The sequence below is a fragment of the Mycobacterium angelicum genome, assembly GCF_002086155.1.
In the GTDB taxonomy this organism is placed as follows: domain Bacteria; phylum Actinomycetota; class Actinomycetes; order Mycobacteriales; family Mycobacteriaceae; genus Mycobacterium; species Mycobacterium angelicum.
The window spans coordinates 1-21,616 of record NZ_MVHE01000025.1 but is presented as its reverse complement, the minus strand read 5'-3'; the positions used below and the strand labels follow the sequence as shown (position 1 = coordinate 21,616).

Below are 21,616 nucleotides of genomic sequence, written 5' to 3'. Positions count from 1 at the left end.
ATTGTGATCACGGCCACGGACCTCGAGGTCCGCGCTGGCGCGCGCATCCTGCTCTCGCCCGATGGCCCCGACCTGCGTATCCAGCCCGGCGACCGGATTGGGCTGGTCGGGCGCAACGGTGCGGGCAAGACCACGACCCTGCGCATCCTGGCCGGAGAGGGCCAGCCGTACGCCGGGTCGGTCGCTCGTAGCGGTGAAATCGGTTATCTGCCACAGGATCCCAAAGAGGGCGATCTCGAGGTGCTGGCTCGCGACCGGGTGCTGTCGGCGCGCGGACTCGACGTGCTGCTGACCGACTTGGAGAAGCAGCAGGCGTTGATGGCCGAGGTTGCCGACGACGACGCCCGCGCCCGCGCCATCCGCCGCTACGGTCAACTCGAAGAGCGCTTCGTCGCGCTGGGCGGCTACGGCGCCGAGAGCGAAGCGGGCCGCATCTGCGCGAGCCTGGGGCTGCCTGAACGGGTGCTGACACAGCAACTGCGCACCCTGTCCGGCGGCCAGCGCCGACGGGTCGAGCTGGCGCGCATCCTGTTCGCCGCCTCCGACACCGGCGCAGGGTCTTCCACGACGTTGCTGCTCGACGAGCCGACCAACCACCTCGACGCGGATTCGGTTGGCTGGCTGCGCGATTTCCTGCGCACCCACACCGGCGGACTGGTGATGATCAGCCACAACGTCGACCTGATCGGCGATGTCGTCAACCGCGTCTGGTTCTTGGACGCGGTCCGCGGCGAGATGGACGTCTACAACATGGGCTGGCAGAAGTACCTCGACGCGCGGGCCACCGACGAACAGCGTCGCCGCCGGGAACGCGCCAACGCCGAACGCAAAGCCGCCGCACTGCGGACCCAGGCCGCCAAGCTGGGCGCCAAAGCCACCAAAGCCGTTGCGGCACAGAACATGTTGCGCCGTGCGGACCGCATGATGGCCGCTTTGGACGAGGAGCGCGTCGCCGACAAGGTGGCCCGGATCAAGTTCCCCACCCCGGCCCCGTGCGGCCGTGTCCCGCTGGTGGCCAAGGGGCTGAGTAAGACGTTCGGATCGCTCGAAGTGTTCACCGGTGTCGATCTGGCCATCGACCGCGGCTCCCGCGTGGTGGTGCTTGGGCTCAACGGAGCCGGCAAGACCACGCTGCTGCGATTGCTGGCCGGCGTCGAGCAGCCTGACACCGGTGGCCTGGAACCCGGGCATGGTTTGCGCATTGGATATTTTGCGCAGGAGCACGACACGCTCGACAACGACGACACCGTGTGGCAGAACATTCGGCACGCCGCACCCGAATCCGGTGAACAGGACCTGCGGGGCCTGCTGGGTGCGTTCATGTTCAGCGGCCCGCAGCTCGACCAGCCCGCGGGCACCCTGTCCGGCGGCGAGAAGACCCGCCTCGCGCTGGCCGGGTTGGTGGCGTCCACCGCCAACGTGTTGCTGCTCGACGAACCGACCAACAACCTCGATCCGGCCTCGCGTGAGCAGGTGCTCGACGCATTGCGCAGCTATCAGGGCGCGGTGGTGTTGGTGACGCACGACCCCGGGGCGGCGGAGGCGCTCGACCCGCAACGCGTGGTGCTGTTGCCCGACGGCACCGAAGACTATTGGTCCGACGAGTACCGGGATCTCATCGAGCTGGCCTGACGTACCGGGTATTCGCGCAAAAGCGGCCCGTCCGGGGCAGCAGGTTCTTACCCTAAGTGCCATGCGTAAGTCGAAGAAGACGCGCGATCAGCTGATGCGCGAGTTGCGCAACGCCTACGAGGGCGGCGCCAGCATCCGCAACCTTGCTGCCACCACCGGCCGGTCCTACGGATCGGTGCACAGCATGCTGCGCGAGTCGGGTACCACGATGCGTAGCCGCGGCGGCCCCAACCACCGAGCCAGGCCGCGCTAGCCGAATCTAGTTGCGCCGCACCGAGTTCTCCACCAGATCGAGGACCGCGGAGAGTCGCCGCGGGTCTTCACCGGACGCCAGCCGGGCTACCAAACCGTCCAGCACCAGTTCCAGGTAGGACTGCAGCACGTCACCGGGAACGTCCTCGCGCACCCGGTGTGCCTCCTTCTGCCGGCGCAGCCGATCGTGCGTCGCCGCGGCCAGGTCCGCCGAACGCTCTGCCCAGCCGCGGCTGAACTCGGGATCGTTGCGCAGCTTGCGGGCGATCTCCAACCGGGTGGCCAGCCAGTCGAACTGTTCTGGAGCGGCCAGCATGTCGCGCATCACCTGGATGAGTCCCTCGCGGGAGGCAACGTCGGCCATCCGCTCGGCATCCTCATGGGCCAGCGCGAAGAACAGCGCGTCCTTGTCCCGGAAATGATGGAAGATCGCGCCGCGCGACATCCCGATCGCCTGCTCGAGACGCCGGACCGTGGCTCTGTCGTAGCCGTGTTCGGCAAAGCATCGGCGAGCGCCGTCGAGGATCTGGCGGCGGCGAGCCGCCAGATGATCCTCGCTGACTTTAGGCATGCCAGGGCGTGGGTCGCCTGGTTAGGACTTCAGCATGTTGCGCAGCACGTACTGCAAAATGCCGCCGTTGCGGTAGTAGTCCGCTTCGCCCGGGGTGTCGATGCGCACCACCGCGTCGAACTCGATCGGATCGCCGGAGTCCTTGCTGGCCTTGACCTTCACCGTCTTGGGCGTCTTGCCGTTGTTGATCTCTTCGATACCGGTGATGTCGAACACCTCGGTGCCGTCCAGACCCAGCTCCTTGGCGGATTTGCCCTCGGGGAACTGCAGGGGGATTACGCCCATGCCGATCAGGTTGGACCGGTGGATGCGCTCGAACGACTCGGTGATCACCGCTCGGACGCCCAGCAGCAGCGTGCCTTTGGCCGCCCAGTCACGCGACGAACCGGACCCGTACTCCTTGCCGCCCAGCACCACCAGCGGAATGCCCTGTTCGGCATAGTTTTGCGCCGCGTCGTAGATGAACGCCTGCGGGGCATCATCTTTGGTGAAGTCGCGGGTGTAGCCGCCGGATACGTCGTCGAGCAGTTGGTTGCGCAGCCGGATGTTGGCGAACGTGCCGCGAATCATCACTTCGTGGTTGCCGCGCCGGGAACCGAAGGAGTTGTAGTCCTTCCGTTGCACTCCGTGCTCGTCGAGGTACTTCGCTGCCGGGGTCTCCGGCTTGATGGCACCGGCGGGGGAGATGTGGTCGGTGGTTACCGAATCTCCGAGCAGCGCCAGTACCCGGGCGCCCTTGATGTCTTTGACCGGCTCGGGGTCAGCGGACATCCCCTCGAAGTACGGAGGCTTGCGCACGTAGGTCGATTCTGAGTCCCACTCAAAGGTGTTGCCGCTCGGCGTCGGCAGGTTCTGCCACCGCTCGTCGCCCTTGAACACGTCGGCGTAGTTCTTGGTGAACATCTCCTGGTTGATCGCCGAGGCGATGGTGTCGGACACGTCCTTCTGCGACGGCCAGATGTCCTTCAAGTAGACATCGTTGCCTTCTTTGTCTTTGCCCAGCGGCTGCGAGTCGAAGTCGAAGTCCATGGTTCCGGCCAGTGCGTAGGCCACGACCAGCGGTGGCGACGCCAGGTAGTTCATCTTCACGTCGGGGTTGATCCGGCCCTCGAAGTTGCGGTTGCCGGAGAGTACGGCCGCGACCGAAAGGTCGTTGTCGTTCACCGCTTTTGAGATCTCTTCAGGCAGCGGGCCCGAGTTGCCAATACAGGTTGTGCAGCCGTAGCCGACGAGGTAAAAGCCGAGCTTCTCCAGATACGGCCACAGGCCGGCTTTGTCGTAGTAGTCGTTGACCACCTGTGAGCCGGGGGCCATGGTGGTCTTCACCCACGGCTTGGACGCCAGGCCCTTCTCGACCGCATTGCGGGCCAGCAGCGCCGCGCCCAGCATCACCTCGGGGTTGGAGGTGTTGGTGCACGACGTGACCGCGGCGATCACCACCGCGCCGTGGTCGAGCTCGAATTCGCCGTATTCCTCGGACTTCACCGTAATCGGGTTGCTCACCCGGCCTTTGGCGTGCGCAGCCGCCGATTGCACCTTGTCGGCGTGATCGTCGGCATGGCCGTTCGACGGCTGCCCCGGGTCGCTGGCCGGGAAGGACTCGTCGACCGTCTCGTCGAGCTTCGAGTACTCCTTCTTGTCCGGGTCGTCCCCGACGTAATCGCAAATCTGTTCGCGGAACGTAGCTTTGGCGTCTGCCAACGAGATGCGGTCCTGGGGACGTTTCGGCCCGGCGATCGACGGGACCACGTCGGACAAGTCGAGCTCCAGGTATTCGGAGAAGGCCGGCTCGTGCTCCGGGTTGTGCCAGAGACCTTGCTCCTTGGCGTAGGTCTCGACCAGCGCCAGCTGTTCCTCGCTGCGTCCGGTGAACTTCAGATACGAGATGGTCTCTTCGTCGATCGGGAAAATCGCTGCGGTGGAACCGAATTCGGGGCTCATGTTGCCCAGGGTGGCGCGGTTGGCCAGTGGCACCTCGGCCACGCCCTGACCGTAGAACTCGACGAACTTGCCGACCACCCCGTGCTTGCGCAGCATCTCGGTGACGGTCAGCACCACGTCGGTAGCGGTGACGCCCGGCTGGATCTCGCCGGTGAGCTTGAAGCCGACCACCCGCGGGATCAGCATCGACACCGGCTGGCCGAGCATCGCGGCCTCGGCCTCGATGCCGCCCACGCCCCAGCCCAGCACGCCCAGGCCGTTGACCATCGTGGTGTGGCTGTCAGTGCCCACGACCGTGTCGGGGTATGCCACGCCATCACGGTCCATGACGACGCTGGCCAAGTATTCGATGTTGACCTGGTGCACGATGCCGGTGCCCGGCGGCACCACCTTGAAGTCGCGGAAAGCGCCCTGCCCCCAGCGCAGGAACTGATAGCGCTCACCGTTGCGCTCGTACTCGATCTCGACGTTGCGCTCGAAGGCGTCGGCCCGGCCGAACAGGTCGGCGATCACCGAGTGGTCGATCACCAAGTCGGCCGGCGCCAGCGGGTTGACCTTCTCGGCCTTGCCGCCCAGATCGCCGATGGCCTCACGCATGGTGGCCAGGTCGACGATGCAGGGCACGCCGGTGAAGTCCTGCATCACGACACGGGCGGGCGTGTACTGAATCTCAATGCTGGGGTCCGCGTTGGGGTCCCAGTTCGCGATCGCCTCGATGTGGTCTTTGGTGATGTTGCTGCCGTCCTCGTTGCGCAGCAGGTTTTCGGCGAGGACCTTGAGGCTGTAGGGGAGTTTCTCGGTATTGGGGACGGCGTCGAGACGATAGATCTCGTAGCTTTTGTCACCGACCTTCAGGGTGTCACGGGCTCCGAACGAATTCTCCGAATCTTTGCTAGTCACATCAACTCCCAGGATTAAGTTCTTCCGTCGACGGGCCGTGCCGACGGGCGCTTCGATTGCCTTCAAATACGCGAGCCACTTTAACAGTACGCTTGTCCTGCATTGTGTGGCACGCGCAGATTGTCAGTCTTCTCCAAGGAGCGCATCTTGCAAACCCTCGAAATCCAGATCTCACGCCGCCGCGCCGAGACATAAGCTACGCACCCCCGCGTCGGCGAGTCGTGTGCCTGGCGTATGTGTCGCGGAAGCGGCGCCGCGGGCGACAGGTACGGTGCTTCTTAATTCAGTTGGAGGAGCGACGCGATGACCGGCCATGAACCCCAGATCATTCCGTTTCTGCCGGCATACATTCCGCAAGACGTCGACATGAACGCGGTCAAGTCGCAAGTCGCCGCGGTCGGCGTAAGCGCACCACCGGCAGATGTGCCGGGATTGCTCGGCGTGGTCCACGAGGCGCACGACCACGGCATCGACCTCAAGATCGTCCTGCTCGACCACAACCCGCCCAACGACACACCCCTGCGCGATATCGCCACCGTCGTCGGCGCCGACTATCCCGACGCCACCGTCCTGGCATTGAGCCCCAGCTACGTCGGCAGCTACAGCACGCACTACCCGCGGGTCACGCTGGAAGCGGGCGAGGACCATTCCAAGACGGGCAACGCGGTGCACTCTGCGCAGAACTTTTTGAATGAGTTGACTACCCCGGAGTTTCCCTGGACTGCGTTCACCATTTTCGTACTGATTGGTGTGTTGGCAGCGGCCGTCGGCACCCGCTTCCGGCAGCTGCGCAGTAGGCAACCAGCAACATCCACTGGAACTGCCACAGTCGCGGCAGAAGAGCCAAGCTCGGGCATCTAAGCAGGTAAATCCGCTAAGGTTGGTGCCGCCGCACAAGCTTGCCGCCTATTTCGGCAAACTCCCTAGATAACCGTTCGGTCACATTCATCGCACGTCCCGGGTGCACTTTGTGACATACGTTTCTTTAGCGGTGACATACGTTTCTTTAGCGTCAGTTGTGACGTACGGTGCAAATGATGCTTGTGATGCCTTTGGCGCTTTTCGGTGAAAACTGGCGCTGTCCGTCCATTTTTGAGCCCATAGGAGACCTGAGCGAATGAGACGGACCCGCAGCAGCTCCGCTTCGCGAACGGCCGCCAGGTTCGTGCGCCCGGCCATTCCTTCGGTGGTGAGCATCGCCCTGTTGATGGGCACGCCGGGTTTGGTGCACGCGGACCCCAATGCCGACGCCATGGCCGTCCTGATAGCCAATGTCGCCAAGGCCAATCAGCGCTTGGAAGACCTCAGCGCTGCGGTGCAGACGGAGCAGGAGAGCGTCAACAAGGCCATGGTCGCCGTCGAGACCGCGCGGGAGAACGCGGCCGAGGCCCAGCACGCGCTCGAGGTGAGCCAGCACTCGGTCAAGGACGCCAATGACGCGATCGCCGCGGCGCAGCGCCGGTTCAACACGTTTGCGGCCGCCACCTATATGAACGGTCCGTCGGACAGCTATCTCACCGCCAAGAGTCCCGACGACATGATCGCCGCCGCGACCGCGACTCGGACGTTGACCGCCAGCGCGCAGACGGTGATGGCCAATTTGCAGCGGGCCCGGACCGAGCAGGTGAATAAGGAATCGGCGGCGCGGCTGGCCAAGGAGAAGGCCGACAAGGCCGCCGCCGATGCGAAGTCCAGCCAAGACGCCGCCGTCGCGGCCCTGACCGACACGCAGCGCACGTTCGACCAGCAGCGCGACGAGGTCAACCGACTGGCTGCCGAGCGCGACGAGGCCGAAGCCAAACTCCAAGCGGCCAAACTCGTCGCCTGGACCTCCTCCGGCGGACAGGGCATGCCGCCAAACATGTGGGACACGGGATCGGGCCCGGGCGGCGGCCGGCACTGGGACGGCTGGGACCCTACGCTGCCCCAGATCCCCAGCGCCAACATCCCGGGCGACCCGATCGCGGTGGTCAACCAGGTGCTCGGCTATTCGGCGACCTCGGCGCAGGTCACAGCCCAAATGGGGCGCAATTTCCTGCAGCAGTTGGGCATCCTCAAGCCCACCGACACCGGCATCACGAATGCGGCCCCCACCGCGGCCACCCCAAGCCGGATTCCACGCGTTTACGGGCGGCAGGCTTCCGAGTATGTGATCCGGCGCGGCATGTCCCAGATCGGTGTTCCTTATTCCTGGGGCGGTGGCAACGCGGCCGGCCCCAGCCATGGAATCGACTCCGGGGCCAATATCACCGGCTTCGACTGCTCGGGGCTTGTTCTGTACTCGTTCGCCGGAGTGGGCATCAAGCTGCCGCACTACTCGGGTTCGCAGTACAACCTGGGCCGCAAGATCCCAACGTCGCAGATGCGCCGCGGCGACGTCATCTTCTACGGCCCCGGCGGTAGCCAGCACGTGACGATCTACCTCGGCGACGGCCAGATGCTCGAGGCTCCCGACATCGGTTTGAAAGTGCGTACCGCGCCGGTGCGCACCAGCGGCATGACGCCCTTCGTGGTCCGCTATATCGAGTACTAACGAGGTCTTATGCGCCACAAGCGATTTCGTCTGATCAACCTAGCCTGGATCACTCCCTTGATTCTGGGGTTGGTAGCCGGGCTCGTGATCGCTGTGGCCGCTCCGGCCGACGCTGATCCCGGCGAATGGGACCCCACCCTGCCCGCCGCCGTAAGCGCAGGCGCCCCGGGAGATCCGCTGGCCGTCGCCAACGCCTCGCTGCAGGCCACCGCGCAGGCCACCCAAACCACGATCGATCTGGGCCGGCAGTTTCTCAGCGGGCTGGGGCTCGGCGGCCCGAGCGCTCCCGCCGCGGCTCCCGGCGGCGGCAACACCAGCCCGAGCCGGATTCCGCGGGCCAACGGCCGGCAGGCAATCGAGTACGTGATCCGGCGGGCCGGCTCGCAGATGGGGGTGCCGTATTCCTGGGGCGGCGGCACGCTGGACGGTCCCAGTAAGGGCGTCGACTCCGGTGCGGGCACCGTCGGCTTCGACTGCTCGGGCCTGATGCGCTACGCATTTGCCGGGGTAGGCGTGCTGATCCCGCGGTTTTCCGGCGACCAGTACAACGCCGGCAAGCACATACCGCCTGCGCAGGCCAGGCGCGGCGACCTCATCTTCTACGGTCCCAACGGCAGCCAGCACGTCACCATGTACCTCGGCAACGGCCAGATGCTGGAGGCGTCGGGCAGCGCCGGAAAGGTCACCATCAGCCCGGTACGCAAGTCCGGTATGACGCCGTTCGTGACTCGGATCATCGACTACTGACCCTGAGTCTGATTTGCCAGGCGGGGATGGCGGCGTCGACGGATTCCCGCAGGCCTGGAATAGTTGAACCCGGGCACGTCGCTGCCCGGTGACATTTGTCGTGTTGGCAGTCGTGTCCAAATGAGCTGTGGAGGGTTATTGATGACATCAGCAGGTGGCGGTTACCCGGGTCCGGGTGGGCAGTCGGGCCCGCCGGCTCATGAGGCACCGTCGGGCGGTGCCGACGGGCTGGCCGCCGAGGTACACACCCTGGAACGGGCGATCTTCGAGGTAAAGCGGATCATCGTGGGCCAGGACCAGCTGGTGGAGCGGATGCTGGTCGGCCTGCTCGCCAAGGGGCACGTGCTGCTGGAAGGTGTTCCCGGCGTCGCCAAGACGCTGGCGGTCGAGACCTTCGCGCGCGTGGTCGGCGGGACGTTTGCCCGTATCCAGTTCACGCCCGACCTGGTGCCCACCGACATCGTCGGAACTCGCATCTATCGGCAGGGTAAGGAGGAGTTCGACACCGAGCTGGGCCCGGTGGTGGTCAACTTCCTGCTCGCCGACGAGATCAACCGTGCGCCGGCGAAGGTGCAGTCCGCGCTGCTCGAAGTCATGGCCGAGCGGCACGTCTCCATCGGAGGCAAGACCTTCCCGCTGCCCAACCCGTTCCTGGTGATGGCGACGCAGAACCCGATCGAGCAGGAGGGCGTCTACCCGCTGCCGGAAGCCCAGCGCGACCGCTTCCTGTTCAAGATCAACGTCGGCTACCCGTCGCCCGAAGAGGAGCGGGAGATCATCTACCGGATGGGTGTCACCCCGCCGCAGGCCAAGCAGATCCTCAACACCGGCGATCTGCTGCGGCTGCAGGGTGTGGCAGCCAATTGCTTCGTGCACCACGCGCTGGTGGACTATGTGGTTCGCGTCGTCACCGCGACGCGCCACCCCGAGCAGCTGGGCATGAACGACGTCAAGGCCTGGATCGCGTTCGGCGCCTCGCCGCGTGCCTCGCTGGGCATCATCGCGGCTTCCCGGGCGCTCGCGCTGGTCCGCGGACGTGACTACGTCATCCCGCAGGACGTCATCGACGTCATTCCCGACGTGCTGCGACACCGGTTGGTGCTCACCTACGACGCGCTGGCCGACGAGATCTCCTCGGAGATCGTCATCAACCGGGTGTTGCAGACGGTCGCCATGCCGCAGGTGAATGCCGTTCCGCAGCAAGGACATTCGGTGGCTCCGGTGATGCAGGGCGCCACGGTGGCGGCTGGCGGTCGGTGACAGATTCTAAGACCCCGGCCGTCGTGCATCCGCCGTCGATGCTCCGCGGCACCATCGACGACCCGAAGCTCGCGGCGGCGCTGCGCACCCTGGAGCTCACTGTCAGCCGCAAGCTGGACGGCATCCTGCACGGTGACCACCTCGGCCTGATTCCGGGCCCGGGTTCCGAGCCGGGGGAGTCGCGCCTCTACCAGCCCGGTGACGACGTGCGCCGAATGGACTGGGCGGTTACCGCGCGGACCACCCATCCGCATGTCCGCCAGATGATCGCCGACCGTGAGCTGGAGACCTGGCTGGTGGTCGACATGTCGGCCAGCCTGGACTTCGGCACCGCCGTCTGCGAGAAGCGCGACCTGGCGGTGGCGGCCGCGGCGGCCATCTCCTTCCTCAATGTGGGCGGCGGAAACCGACTTGGCGCCCTGATTTCCAACGGCGCCAACACCATTCGCGTCCCGGCGCGTTCCGGTCGGGAGCACGTGCACACCATGTTGCGCACCATCGCGACCACGCCCAAGGCGCCCACGGGGGTACGTGGCGACTTGGCGGCCACCATCGACGCGCTGCGCCGGCCGGAACGCCGTCGCGGGATGGCGGTGATCATCAGTGACTTCCTCGGGCCGATCAACTGGATGCGGCCGCTGCGCGCGATTGCGGCCCGCCACGAGGTGCTGGCCATCGAGGTGCTCGATCCGCGTGACGTCGAATTGCCCGATATCGGTGATGTGGTCCTGCAGGACGCCGAGTCCGGGGCGGTTCGCGAATTCACCATCGACGCCCAGTTGCAGACCGACTTCGCCAGGGCCGCCGCGGCGCATCGTGCCGACGTGGCGCGCACAATTCGCGGTTGCGGGGCGCCGGTGATGACGCTTCGCACCGACCGCGACTGGATTGGCGACATCGTGCGTTTCGTCTCATCCCGCCGGCGCGGGGCAATGGCGGGACGCCGGTGACGGACACAAACAGGACAGGCACAAACAGGATGACGGGTCTGTTATGACGTTGCCGTTGCTCGGGCCGATGACGCTGTCCGGCTTCGAACACTCGTGGTTCTTTCTGTTTCTTTTCGCCGTCGCCGGGCTGATCGCGCTTTACGTAGTGCTGCAGCTCGCCCGGCAACGACGCATGTTGCGGTTCGCCAACATGGAATTGCTGGAGAGCGTGGCGCCCAAGCGCCCCTCGCGGTGGCGGCATATCCCGGCGATCCTGTTGACGCTGGCGCTGGTGTTGTTCACCATCGCGATGGCCGGACCCACGAACGACGTCCGCATTCCGCGCAACCGCGCAGTGGTGATGCTGGTGATCGACGTGTCGCAGTCGATGCGGGCCACCGATGTCGAGCCCAATCGGATGGCCGCCGCGCAGGAGGCCGCCAAGAGTTTTGCCGACGAGCTGACCCCGGGCATCAACCTCGGCCTCATCGCGTACGCCGGGACCGCGACGGTGCTGGTGTCGCCGACGACCAATCGTGATGCGACCAAGGCCGCACTCGACAAGCTGCAGTTCGCCGACCGCACCGCGACCGGCGAGGCGATTTTCACCGCTCTGCAGGCCATCGCGACCGTCGGCGCGGTCATCGGCGGCGGCGACACACCGCCGCCGGCGCGCATCGTGTTGTTCTCCGACGGCAAGGAGACGATGCCGACCAACCCGGACAACCCCAAGGGCGCCTACACCGCCGCGCGCACCGCCAAGGATCAGGGCGTGCCGATCTCGACCATTTCGTTCGGCACCCCCTACGGCTTCGTCGAAATCAACGACCAGCGCCAGCCGGTGCCCGTCGACGACGAGACGATGAAGAAGGTCGCCCAGCTCTCCGGCGGGAATTCCTACAACGCGGCCACCTTGCAGGAGCTGAAAGCCGTCTACGCGTCACTGCAACAGCAGATCGGCTACGAGACCATCAAGGGTGACGCGAGTGTGGGCTGGCTGCGGCTCGGTGCGCTGATCCTGGCACTCGCGGGTCTGGCGGCGCTGCTGATCAACCGCCGCTTGCCGACCTAGCGTTGCTCGGCGAGCGTAACGCCACTGCGACATCCGACCCGATTTCTCGCAGCACCGTTACGCTCGTCGCGCACGTGCGTCGTGGACACGGCGGATGATGTCAATCGGGTGGTCTTCGGCGATGACCCGGACGACGATCCAGCCCATGGCCTCGAGCTTTTCCAGACGGCGGATGTCCTTTGCGTATTGATAGCGACTGGACCGATGATGATCGCCGTCGTACTCGACCGCGACTTTGATGTCCTCCCAGCCCATATCCAAATACGCTTCCACCCAACCCCATTCGTTACGTACCGCGATCTGTGTCTGCGGCGGGGGAAATCCAGCTTTCCGCAATAGCAGGCGCAGCCAGGTTTCCTTCGGCGACTGCGCCCCGCCGTCTACCAATTCGAGGGCGGCTCGAGCGGCCTTCATACCCCGCCGGCCGGAATAGCGGTCCATCAATGGCTCCACCTCGACCAGCTTGAGGTCGGTCGCCTGCATGAGTGCATCGACAGCAGTGACAGCAAGGCCGAGCTGACATCGCCTGGCGAGGTCAAGCGCGGTCCGGGGTGGGGTGGTCACGCGTATGCCGTCGATCAGGGCGATCTCATCGTCGGCGATGCGCTCCTCCCAAACCTGTATGCCGGTCGCCGGGCGGCGGTTGGTGTCGATGATCGCCGCGGGCAGCGACGCGTCGATCCATTTGGCGCGGTGTAGGGCAGCGGCGGAGAAGCCAGCGAGGATGCCCCGCCGCCGCGAACGCAGCCAGCCCGCCTTTGCGCGCAATATCGGCGTCAGCTCGACGGCGCGCGGCAGGTATACGTCCCGATGCAGCGCAACATAGCGACTGCGCAGCTCATAGGGGGTTACTGCACCGGATGCTATGGCCTCGCTGCCCAGAAACGGGTCAGTCATGGCGAAAGTGTGCCAACCCCGACCGACAGCCCGCGCCAGCGTAACGCCAGTGCGAAATCGGCAGCCTGATGTCGCAGCCACGTTACGTTCGCGCGAGTGAACAGCGCGAGCCGATTTCGGCGCTGCGGCGCCAAGACGATAGGTTGTCGGGGTGACTGACACAGCCACCGATGGCGGCAAACCCGCATTCGTCTCCCGCTCAGTACTGGTCACCGGCGGAAACCGGGGGATCGGTTTGGCGATCGCGCAGCGGCTGGCCGCCGACGGCCACAAGGTTGCCGTCACGCACCGCGGATCGGGGGCGCCCGAGGGACTATTCGGCGTCGAGTGTGACGTCACCGACAACGATGCCGTCGATCGCGCCTTCAAAGAGGTCGAGGAACACCAGGGGCCGGTCGAGGTCCTGGTGTCCAACGCCGGCCTGTCTGCGGACGCGTTCCTCATTCGGATGACCGAGGAGCGCTTTGAGAAGGTCATCGACGCCAATCTCACCGGGGCGTTCCGGGTGGCTCAGCGGGCATCGCGCAGCATGCAGCGAAAGAAGTTCGGCCGATTGATCTTCATCGGTTCGGTCTCCGGGAGCTGGGGCATCGGCAACCAGGCCAACTATGCGGCGTCCAAAGCCGGTGTGATCGGCATGGCCCGCTCGATCGCCCGCGAACTGTCGAAGGTCAACGTGACCGCGAATGTGGTGGCCCCGGGCTACATCGACACGGATATGACGCGCGCGCTGGACGAGCGGATTCAGGCGGGTGCATTGGAATTCATCCCGGCGAAGCGGGTCGGTACCGCCGCCGAGGTCGCCGGGGTGGTCAGCTTCTTAGCTTCTGAGGACGCGAGTTACATCTCCGGCGCGGTCATCCCGGTCGATGGCGGCATGGGCATGGGCCACTAACGAAAAAGCAAGGACGGACATGGCAGGACTGCTCGAAGGCAAACGGATCCTGGTCAGCGGGATCATCACCGACTCGTCGATCGCGTTCCACATCGCGCGGGTGGCCCAGGAACAGGGCGCCCAACTGGTCTTGACCGGATTCGACCGGTTGCGGCTGATCCAGCGCATCGTGGACCGACTGCCGGAGAAGGCGCCGCTCATCGAACTCGACGTGCAGAACGAAGAGCACCTGGCCAGCCTGGCCGGCCGGGTGACCGAGGTCATCGGCGACGGCAACAAGCTGGACGGCGTGGTGCACTCGATCGGCTTCATGCCACAGACCGGCATGGGCATCAACCCGTTCTTCGATGCACCTTACGAGGACGTCTCCAAGGGCATCCACATCTCCGCGTACTCCTACGCCTCCCTGGCCAAAGCGACGCTGCCGATCATGAACTCCGGCGGCTCCATCGTCGGCATGGACTTCGACCCGAGCCGGGCGATGCCGGCCTACAACTGGATGACGGTCGCCAAGAGCGCGCTGGAGTCGGTGAACCGGTTCGTGGCACGCGAAGCCGGCAAATACGGTGTTCGCTCGAATCTTGTTGCGGCAGGGCCGATCCGGACGCTGGCCATGGCCGCCATCGTCGGAGGCGCACTTGGCGAGGAGGCCGGCGCGCAGATACAGCTACTCGAAGAGGGCTGGGATCAGCGCGCTCCGGTCGGCTGGAACATGAAAGACCCGACGCCGGTCGCCAAGACGGTGTGCGCACTGCTTTCTGACTGGCTGCCGGCCACCACCGGCGACATCATCTTCGCCGATGGCGGCGCACACACGCAGTTGCTCTAACGCTGCGCAAATGGAATTTGACGCAATCCTGCTGCTGTCCTTCGGCGGCCCGGAGGGGCCCGAGCAGGTGCGGCCGTTCTTGGAGAACGTCACCCGAGGCAGAAACGTGCCGCCGGAGCGGCTGGATGCTGTGGCGGAGCACTACTTACATTTCGGTGGCGTATCACCGATCAACGGGATCAACCGCGCGCTGATCACGGAGCTGGAGGCCGAGCAGCGGCTGCCGGTCTACTTCGGCAACCGCAATTGGGCACCCTACGTCGAAGACACGGTTATCGCTATGCGGGACAAGGGCATTCGCCGTACCGCGGTGTTCGCCACGTCGGCGTGGAGTGGCTATTCCAGCTGCACGCAGTACGTCGAGGACATCGCCCGGGCACGTGCGGCGGCCGGCCCGCGAGCTCCTGAAATGGTCAAGCTGCGACCGTATTTCGACCATCCGCTCTTCGTCGAGATGTTCGCTGACGCCGTCGCGGCCGCTGCGCAGCGGGTGCCGCCCGATGCCCGGTTGGTGTTCACGGCACATTCGATCCCGCTGGCCGCGGATCAGCGCTGTGGCCCGAATCTGTACAGCCGCCAGGTCGGTTATGCCGCAAGGCTGGTCGCCGCCGCCGCCGGCTATGCCGAATACGACTTGGTCTGGCAGTCGCGGTCGGGGCCGCCGCAGGTTCCGTGGTTGGAACCCGATGTTGCCGACCACCTCCAGGCGTTATCCGACGTGGGCACCGATGCTGTAATCGTCTGTCCCATCGGCTTCGTGGCCGACCACATCGAGGTGGTGTGGGACCTCGACTACGAACTGCGATTGCAGGCCGAGGCACTCGGTATGACGTTAGCCCGGGCCGGCACGCCCAACGCCGATCGGCGGTTCGCCCGCTTGGCCGCCGGTTTGGTCGACGAATTACGTTACGGGCGTGAGCCTTTGCGGGTGCAAGGCGACGATCCGGTAGCGGGTTGCCTTGCGAGTGTGGACGGACAGCCCTGTCGTCCGCCGCACTGCGTGGCGCGAGACGCCGAGATCAGTCGGCCCACGCCGAGTGCAGGATCGCGGTGATTGCGGCCATGCGTGCCGAGCGCACCACCGCGGTCAGCGGTCGCAGCGCATCGGTGGCTATCTGACCTTGCGAGGCGGATTGGAGCACGGTTGAGCCGGGTGATCGGCTCAACCCGGCGCTGACGGTGATGATCGCGTCAACGTGTGCGGCGTTCTCGAGTACCCGCATTGCGCGCGATGGGGCATGGTCGGGAATCGGGTGTTGCCGTGAGGATTCCAGCAGCTGTTCGACCAGGCCGCGTGGATCGGCGACATCGTTGGCCGCCGATCCCAGCCCGATGGCGCTCAACGCATCGGCCGCCGAGCGCACCGCCGATCGCAGTGCGTATTCCGCATCGCCGAGCTCATGGTGGTCGAGCACCGGCGCGCCGGGCAACGAGTACACCATCCAAGACAGCGCACACAATTCCGGTAGGTTCAGCTCCCCTTCGTCGGCTGCGTCGGTTTCGTCGAGATCGCTGTAGGCGAACTCCGGGACGAGCCCGATTGCGCTGCCGGGATCGTCTGGATTGGTGATGATCACCGCTTCGCCTGCGGCCAGAGCGTCGCGCTCGAACTGCGTTCCGGCGAAAAGCCCACGCACGTCGCCGGGCACCGGCAATACGACGTTGATCGTTCCGCGCAACCGTGCCGGTGCGGAGAGCGCATTCCGTCCCACCGCGGCGCGCAGCGTCTGTAACAGTGACACGGTGCCGACGTCGTGCACGTCGGGCCACGGCAGTCCGGTGTGGCCTGCGGCCACGGCGTCGTATGCGGTCACGGATTGTGTTGGGGCCCAAAGCGATAGCGCGTCCAAGACGTCGTCGGGCGCAGCCTTGCCCGCGAGCCAGGCGTTGGCCCACATCGACAGCGAAACACTGGGACACCACATGATCTCGCAGTGTAGTTGCTCGCCGCCATCGTGGCGGATCACGCGTATCCTGTGCGCATGCCCGTGGCGCTGATTTGGTTGATCGCGGCGTTGGTGCTGGCCGGTGCGGAGGCGCTCACCGGCGACATGTTCTTGTTGATGCTCGGCGGCGGTGCCCTGGCGGCTGCCGGAAGCAGCTGGTTGATGGATTGGCCGGTATGGGCCGACGGGCTGGTATTCCTCATCGTCTCGCTGCTGCTGCTGGTGCTGGTGCGGCCCACGTTGCGCAGACGGCTGACTCCGGCTAAAGGAGTCCTGATGGGAGTCAAGGCGCTGGAGGGCAAGAACGCGTTGGTGCTTGATCGGGTGGCCCGCGACGAGGGCCAGGTGAAGCTCGACGGTCAGGTGTGGACAGCGCGCCCGCTCAACGAGGGTGATATCTACGAGCCCGGTCAGCAGGTAACCGTCGTGCACATCGACGGCGCCACCGCCGTGGTCTTCAAAAACGGATAGTGCTTCGAGAAAGGAACTCCGGTGCAAGGTGCGGTAGCTGGTTTGGTGTTGCTGGCCGTCCTGGTGATCTTTGCGATCATCGTGGTGGCTAAATCGGTTGCGCTGATCCCGCAGGCCGAAGCCGCGGTGATCGAACGGCTGGGACGATACAGCCGCACGGTCAGCGGGCAGCTCACATTGTTGGTGCCCTTCATCGACCGCGTCCGCGCGAGAGTGGACCTGCGCGAACGGGTGGTGTCGTTCCCGCCGCAGCCGGTGATCACCGAGGACAACCTGACCCTGAACATCGACACCGTCGTCTATTTCCAGGTCACGGTGCCGCAGGCGGCCGTATATGAGATCAGCAACTACATCGTCGGCGTCGAGCAGCTCACCACCACCACGCTGCGTAACGTCGTCGGCGGCATGACGCTGGAGCAGACGCTCACCTCCCGCGACCAGATCAACGCCCAATTGCGTGGCGTGCTCGACGAGGCGACCGGCCGGTGGGGCCTGCGGGTTGCACGCGTGGAGCTGCGCAGCATCGACCCGCCGCCGTCGATTCAGGCATCTATGGAAAAGCAGATGAAGGCCGACCGGGAAAAGCGCGCGATGATTCTGACGGCTGAGGGCACCCGGCAGGCCGCGATCATGCAGGCGGAGGGCCAGAAGACATCCCAGATCCTGGCCGCCGAGGGGGCCAAGCAGGCCGCGATCCTCACCGCCGAAGCCGACCGGCAGTCCCGGGTGCTGCGCGCGCAGGGCGAGCGAGCGGCCGCTTATCTGCGGGCACAGGGGCAGGCCAAGGCCATTGAAAAAACGTTTGCCGCGATCAAGGCCGGTCGTCCGACCCCGGAAATGCTTGCCTACCAGTACCTGCAGACGTTGCCGGAGATGGCCCGCGGTGACGCAAACAAGGTCTGGGTGGTTCCCAGCGATTTCAGTGCGGCATTGCAAGGTTTCACCCGGCTGCTCGGCACCCCGGGTGAGGACGGCGTGTTTCGGTTCGAGCCGTCGCCGGTCGACGACTTGCCCAAGCATGCCTCCGACGACGATGATGCCGAGGTCGCCGACTGGTTTTCCACCGACTCGGATCCCGCGATCGCCCAGGCCCCGCCCGCCGGTGGGGCAAAAACAGACGTGTTCTCCCGCAATCCGGTCGACGGCGCCTTCGGAGCACCGCCCGAGCTGAGTCAATAGGCTTCGCCGATGAGCGTTCTCACTTCACCGAAAACCTATGCGGCGCTTGCTGTTTTCCAGGTCGGCGATGCCGTGGCGTGCGCGATACCGGCTTCGTATATCGCTAAGACCTTGGACGATCTGGGAGTTCCGGAAGCCGTCCGGCCGGTCCTGCCGGTGGTGAAGGTCTTCTCGGCGGTCGGTTTGTTGTCGGTTGGCCGGTTCCCTGCTTTAGCCAGATTGACGACGGCGATGCTGACGTTGTACTTCGCCTTGGCCGTGGCCGCGCACATCCGCGTACGAGACAAAGTGGTCAACGCCCTTCCCGCCGCGTCGTTTCTGGCGACGTATGCGCTGATGACGGTACGAGGGCCCGAGCGCGGCTAGTCCAAACGCAGCTCGACCATCGGCAGTGGTACGCCGGTATCGGTGATCGGAGTACCGAGCGTCTGCTCGAGCACTGGTTTGAACCGTTCCCAATAACCGGCGTGGCGGCTGCGATAGCTCGCCAGTGTGCGGTCGACTTGTTCCTGATCGAGAACCCGCGCGGTGGCCGGGACGGGCCGGCGGCTGCCGACGTAGATGCGCACACGCGGGTTGGCCTGAATGTTGCGGAACCACTGGGCTTTTCGTCCGAATCCGGACGCCACAACGTAGGTGCCGCGAGCGGGGTGATCGACGACTTCCAACACGGCATTGCGTCGTGCACCCGACTTGCGGCCGATGTGTTCGAGCATCAATGTCCGAGACCCGAACAGCACGCCGGCGCGGGCCTTGTAGATCCAGATCGGGGCGCGCACGAGGGGACGGGAACGCAGCAGCCGTGCACCGGTCGTGGCCAATCGTGACATCCTTGCCTCACTTTCTTCCGTACGTCAGGTGCTGACGAGGCCGTCGCGGTAAATCGCGAACACCTCGCCGGCCCAGCGCCGCATTCCCGCCTCCGAAAGCGGATCGACGCCAAGTACTTCGGTTAACCGGGGGCGCAACGTCAGCACTGCCAGATCATTGGCCAGCAGGAAGGCCGCGCGTACCGCCGAATCCGAACCGGCAGTTGCGGTTCCGGCGGCAACCATCTCGTCGAGAGTTTGTTGGCTCAGCCGAAACAGGCGCTCGAAGAGGGCCGATCCCGCCGGACCGCCCGTGATCAGCATCCGGCTCAGATACGCCGGAATCGCGGAGTCCGGCGGCAAAAGGGTGGCCAGGCCGTCGAGCAGACTGGGCACCGCAGCCTGGTCGAGCCCGGCGGTCTGCTCGGTGATGTTGCTCAGCAGCGCCTCGAAGGTCGCGACGACGTGTGCGTCGACCGCCTCTACCAGCCCATCTTTCGAGCCGTAATGCCGGATCAACAAAGGCGCAGACACGCCCGCCGCGGCCGCGATGTCGCGCATCGTGACCGCGGCGGGACCGCGTTCTGCGAACAGCCGTAGCGCCTCGTCGCGTATACGCGCTCGCGCTGTTCGGTCGTCCGGTTGAGGTGAACGCACGTTTACAAATATAAACAACCGTTCACCACGGTGCTTACCGGGGTGGCGTTCCGGGAGTTCCGGGTGTACTAGCCGGTGGCGTCGGCGCCGGCGATACCGGGCCGCCAGGTCCCTGACCAGGTGCTCCGGGCGGCGGCGCCATGGGAGGACGGCCAGCACCGGGCGCCCCCGGTGGCGGACCAAACCGGAACGCATGGCCTCCCGGGGGACCGGGCATTGGAGGCGGTCCGCCCTGTATGGGTCCTGGCGGCATGCCCACTCCCGGCGGCCCGTGATGCCAGGCCATCTGCGGCCCGCCCGGCCCCATCGGCCCCATTGGGCCCGGCGGCGGGGGCGGGCCGAACGCAAAAGCCCAGAGGAAGAGGGACGCCGCCGCGCTACCTAGCGCGCCGACGATCACGCCGCCCACTCCGGCGCCAACGAGTGCGGATGTGGAATGCCGGCGGCGCGGACGGTCTGTCGCCACGACCGGTGCGGCATTGGTGACAGTGCCTTGGTCTGCGGCTGGGGTGCCGATATTCGGATTGGTATCGGTGTTTTCGGTGGTCATGCTGGTGACCGTAGGGAACGAACTTGAAGTGGATCTGAAGAAGGCGATCCAGTCAGCGCGGCGGCAACGGCGGAGCCGGCGGTGCCGGCAAGCCACCCGGAGCGGGGATGGGTGCGGTCGTCGACGGGCCGGTTGGCGGCGGGGGATAGCTCACCGGCGCCGTTGACAATTGCGGGTAGGGAGGCGGCGGCAGCTCGACGCGAACCTTCAAAGTCAGCCCGGTCAATACGAATGTGGCGAGCGCGCCGATCACCAACCCCAGCACCCCGGCTCCTATCACCATCCCGGTGGAATGGCGCGGGCTGGGAACGGGCGGCGGGGGCGGGTTGGTGTTGCCTGAAGTCATGTCTATCCCCACGTCGTCGGACTTGAGTAATGAAGAAACTAGTCTGCTTCAGGCATATCTCAGAACAAGGCGTTAACAATGAAGCCATGACCGATTGTTCGCGCGCCCGGTCGGCCGGCGCTCGCGTCGATCAGTTCAGCGTCGGTGCACCCCGGGTTCTGGTCGTCGAAGATTCCGAGACCATCCGCGAAATGGTCAGCGAGGCGTTGGCCGATGGCGGCTACTACACCGAAACACGTTGCGATGGAACAGGATTGGAAGAAGTCCTGGAAGGGATGCGACCAGACCTGGTGGTGCTCGACGTGATGTTGCCGGGCCGCGACGGCTTCGCGCTCATCGACGTCATCCGTGAGTGGGCCGACATCGGCATCGTGTTGATCACCGCCCGCGACGGTCTGCCGGACCGGTTGCGCGGCCTTGACGGCGGAGCCGACGACTACGTGGTCAAACCCTTCGAACTCGCCGAACTGGTGTCGCGGGTCGGGGCGGTGTTGCGCCGTCGGGGCCGGTTACCACAGGTAATTCAGATGGGCGATCTGATGCTCGACGTCGACGCCGGTGTGGCCGCGCGCGATGGACACCGGTTGGACCTGACCGCCACCGAATTGCGGCTACTGCATTTCCTGGTGGAGCAACGCGGCCGAATCGTCAGCGCCGCCCAGATCCTCAACGCCGTGTGGGGATATGACGCGTATGACCCCAACCTGGTGCAAGTCCACGTCAGCAGTTTGCGACGCAAGCTCGAGACGCACGGGCCGCGGATACTGCACACCGTCCGCGGCCTGGGCTACCGATTGCAGCCGCAGCGCTCATGACGCCGGAGCCGGCGACTCGCGCACCATCACTGCAGCGCCGGGTGGTGCTGATGGTCATTGCGCTGCTGGCACTGCTGTTGGTGGTGCTCGGTTTCACCATCGACGTGAGCCTGGGATTGCAGGCCCGGCGAAGTCTGCACGATCGGCTGCTGGCGGCCACATCGCGCGCGGATGCGCTGAGCGCCGCGAACACGCCACCCGAGTTACTGGCCGCCCAACTCAACGGGGGCAGCGTGCGGGCGCTGCTGGTCACCACCGACGGCAATAGCTACGGCGATCGCAGCATCAGTCCTGATACCCAAGCCGGCCCAGCCGTCCCGGTATTGCCCGGCTACCCGCCGCCGCTTCCACCGGGCCCGCCGCCCGGCCCGCCGCCGCCACCTCC

At 65.7% G+C, this 21,616-nt stretch carries 22 protein-coding genes and 1 pseudogene; 16 read left to right on the top strand and 7 right to left on the bottom strand.

What is annotated here, in order from left to right:
- Positions 1-3: 3 nt before the first annotated feature.
- Both BST12_RS15995 and BST12_RS15990 read left to right on the top strand, forming a co-directional pair.
- Positions 4-1,632 carry an ABC-F family ATP-binding cassette domain-containing protein gene (locus BST12_RS15995; RefSeq protein WP_083114101.1) on the top strand — a complete coding sequence of 543 codons (1,629 nt, stop codon included), beginning with the start codon at positions 4-6 and terminating at the stop codon, positions 1,630-1,632.
- Between the two features lie 61 nt (positions 1,633-1,693).
- Entirely contained in the window at positions 1,694-1,885 is a 192-nt protein-coding gene (locus BST12_RS15990) for a helix-turn-helix domain-containing protein (RefSeq protein ID WP_083114100.1), read from the top strand.
- A gap of 6 nt (positions 1,886-1,891) precedes the next feature.
- On the opposite strand, the gene BST12_RS15985 is transcribed toward BST12_RS15990, so the two are convergent.
- A complete protein-coding gene (locus tag BST12_RS15985; protein WP_083114099.1) occupies positions 1,892-2,455 on the bottom strand; it encodes a TetR/AcrR family transcriptional regulator in 564 nt (187 codons plus the stop codon).
- A 21-nt stretch (positions 2,456-2,476) separates the two neighbouring features.
- A complete protein-coding gene (locus tag BST12_RS15980) occupies positions 2,477-5,296 on the bottom strand; it encodes an aconitate hydratase (protein WP_139801715.1) in 2,820 nt (939 codons plus the stop codon).
- 303 nt (positions 5,297-5,599) lie between these two features.
- Here BST12_RS15980 and BST12_RS15975 point away from each other — a divergent pair, with 303 nt between their 5' ends.
- The 6 genes from BST12_RS15975 to BST12_RS15950 all read left to right on the top strand — a co-directional run bounded on the left by BST12_RS15975 (position 5,600) and on the right by BST12_RS15950 (position 11,837).
- Positions 5,600-6,157 carry an Rv1476 family membrane protein gene (locus BST12_RS15975; protein WP_083114098.1) on the top strand — a complete coding sequence of 186 codons (558 nt, stop codon included), beginning with the start codon at positions 5,600-5,602 and terminating at the stop codon, positions 6,155-6,157.
- Between the two features lie 256 nt (positions 6,158-6,413).
- Entirely contained in the window at positions 6,414-7,829 is a 1,416-nt protein-coding gene (ripA, locus tag BST12_RS15970; protein WP_083114097.1) for an NlpC/P60 family peptidoglycan endopeptidase RipA, read from the top strand.
- A gap of 9 nt (positions 7,830-7,838) precedes the next feature.
- Positions 7,839-8,576 carry an NlpC/P60 family peptidoglycan endopeptidase RipB gene (gene ripB, locus BST12_RS15965; RefSeq protein ID WP_083114096.1) on the top strand — a complete coding sequence of 246 codons (738 nt, stop codon included), beginning with the start codon at positions 7,839-7,841 and terminating at the stop codon, positions 8,574-8,576.
- 141 nt (positions 8,577-8,717) lie between these two features.
- Positions 8,718-9,836 carry a chaperone MoxR1 gene (gene moxR1 / locus BST12_RS15960; protein ID WP_083114095.1) on the top strand — a complete coding sequence of 373 codons (1,119 nt, stop codon included), beginning with the start codon at positions 8,718-8,720 and terminating at the stop codon, positions 9,834-9,836.
- Entirely contained in the window at positions 9,833-10,786 is a 954-nt protein-coding gene (locus tag BST12_RS15955; protein WP_139801714.1) for a DUF58 domain-containing protein, read from the top strand. The genes moxR1 and BST12_RS15955 overlap by 4 nt, the downstream gene beginning before the upstream one ends.
- Before the next feature lie 43 nt (positions 10,787-10,829).
- On the top strand, positions 10,830-11,837 hold the full coding sequence (locus tag BST12_RS15950) for a VWA domain-containing protein (protein WP_083114094.1): 1,008 nt from the start codon (positions 10,830-10,832) through the stop codon (positions 11,835-11,837).
- Positions 11,838-11,894: 57 nt separating this feature from the next.
- On the opposite strand, the gene BST12_RS15945 is transcribed toward BST12_RS15950, so the two are convergent.
- The gene (locus BST12_RS15945) at positions 11,895-12,734 is read right to left on the bottom strand and encodes a DUF559 domain-containing protein (protein WP_083114093.1); all 840 of its coding nucleotides are present in this window, start codon (positions 12,732-12,734) and stop codon (positions 11,895-11,897) included.
- Positions 12,735-12,885: 151 nt separating this feature from the next.
- Between BST12_RS15945 and fabG1 the strand changes: the two genes are divergently transcribed.
- Genes fabG1 through BST12_RS15930 form a run of 3 tightly spaced genes read left to right on the top strand, consistent with a single transcriptional unit; the run spans position 12,886 to position 15,512 of the window.
- Positions 12,886-13,629 carry a 3-oxoacyl-ACP reductase FabG1 gene (fabG1, locus tag BST12_RS15940; protein WP_083114092.1) on the top strand — a complete coding sequence of 248 codons (744 nt, stop codon included), beginning with the start codon at positions 12,886-12,888 and terminating at the stop codon, positions 13,627-13,629.
- Between the two features lie 19 nt (positions 13,630-13,648).
- Entirely contained in the window at positions 13,649-14,458 is an 810-nt protein-coding gene (gene inhA / locus BST12_RS15935) for an NADH-dependent enoyl-ACP reductase InhA (RefSeq protein WP_083114091.1), read from the top strand.
- Between the two features lie 10 nt (positions 14,459-14,468).
- On the top strand, positions 14,469-15,512 hold the full coding sequence (locus BST12_RS15930; protein ID WP_139801713.1) for a ferrochelatase: 1,044 nt from the start codon (positions 14,469-14,471) through the stop codon (positions 15,510-15,512).
- Here BST12_RS15930 and BST12_RS15925 read toward each other — a convergent pair.
- The gene (locus tag BST12_RS15925) at positions 15,478-16,383 is read right to left on the bottom strand and encodes a hypothetical protein (RefSeq protein ID WP_083114141.1); all 906 of its coding nucleotides are present in this window, start codon (positions 16,381-16,383) and stop codon (positions 15,478-15,480) included. The two genes, BST12_RS15930 and BST12_RS15925, sit on opposite strands and share 35 nt — an antisense overlap.
- A 57-nt stretch (positions 16,384-16,440) precedes the next feature.
- Between BST12_RS15925 and BST12_RS15920 the strand changes: the two genes are divergently transcribed.
- The 3 genes from BST12_RS15920 to BST12_RS15910 are packed head-to-tail and all read left to right on the top strand — an operon-like array spanning position 16,441 to position 18,420.
- Positions 16,441-16,875 (top strand): NfeD family protein, encoded by a 435-nt coding sequence (locus BST12_RS15920; RefSeq protein WP_083114140.1) that lies wholly within the window; start codon positions 16,441-16,443, stop codon positions 16,873-16,875.
- Between the two features lie 21 nt (positions 16,876-16,896).
- Positions 16,897-18,054 (top strand): SPFH domain-containing protein, encoded by a 1,158-nt coding sequence (locus BST12_RS15915; RefSeq protein WP_083114089.1) that lies wholly within the window; start codon positions 16,897-16,899, stop codon positions 18,052-18,054.
- Positions 18,055-18,063: 9 nt separating this feature from the next.
- Complete coding sequence (locus BST12_RS15910; protein ID WP_083114088.1) at positions 18,064-18,420, top strand: DoxX family protein; 357 nt, start codon at positions 18,064-18,066, stop codon at positions 18,418-18,420.
- On the opposite strand, the gene BST12_RS15905 is transcribed toward BST12_RS15910, so the two are convergent.
- The 3 genes from BST12_RS15905 to BST12_RS15890 all read right to left on the bottom strand — a co-directional run bounded on the left by BST12_RS15905 (position 18,417) and on the right by BST12_RS15890 (position 20,416).
- The gene (locus tag BST12_RS15905; protein ID WP_083114087.1) at positions 18,417-18,884 is read right to left on the bottom strand and encodes a nitroreductase family deazaflavin-dependent oxidoreductase; all 468 of its coding nucleotides are present in this window, start codon (positions 18,882-18,884) and stop codon (positions 18,417-18,419) included. The two genes, BST12_RS15910 and BST12_RS15905, sit on opposite strands and share 4 nt — an antisense overlap.
- A gap of 24 nt (positions 18,885-18,908) precedes the next feature.
- Positions 18,909-19,520, bottom strand: coding sequence for a TetR/AcrR family transcriptional regulator (locus BST12_RS15900; protein ID WP_083114086.1), 612 nt, complete (start codon positions 19,518-19,520; stop codon positions 18,909-18,911).
- Between the two features lie 602 nt (positions 19,521-20,122).
- On the bottom strand, positions 20,123-20,416 hold the full coding sequence (locus tag BST12_RS15890; protein ID WP_083114085.1) for a hypothetical protein: 294 nt from the start codon (positions 20,414-20,416) through the stop codon (positions 20,123-20,125).
- A gap of 86 nt (positions 20,417-20,502) precedes the next feature.
- Here BST12_RS15890 and BST12_RS15885 point away from each other — a divergent pair, with 86 nt between their 5' ends.
- Both BST12_RS15885 and BST12_RS15880 read left to right on the top strand, forming a co-directional pair.
- The gene (locus tag BST12_RS15885; RefSeq protein WP_083114084.1) at positions 20,503-21,231 is read left to right on the top strand and encodes a response regulator transcription factor; all 729 of its coding nucleotides are present in this window, start codon (positions 20,503-20,505) and stop codon (positions 21,229-21,231) included.
- A pseudogene (locus tag BST12_RS15880) lies at positions 21,228-21,616 on the top strand (two-component sensor histidine kinase); the annotation flags it as partial. The gene BST12_RS15885 and the pseudogene BST12_RS15880, both read left to right, overlap by 4 nt.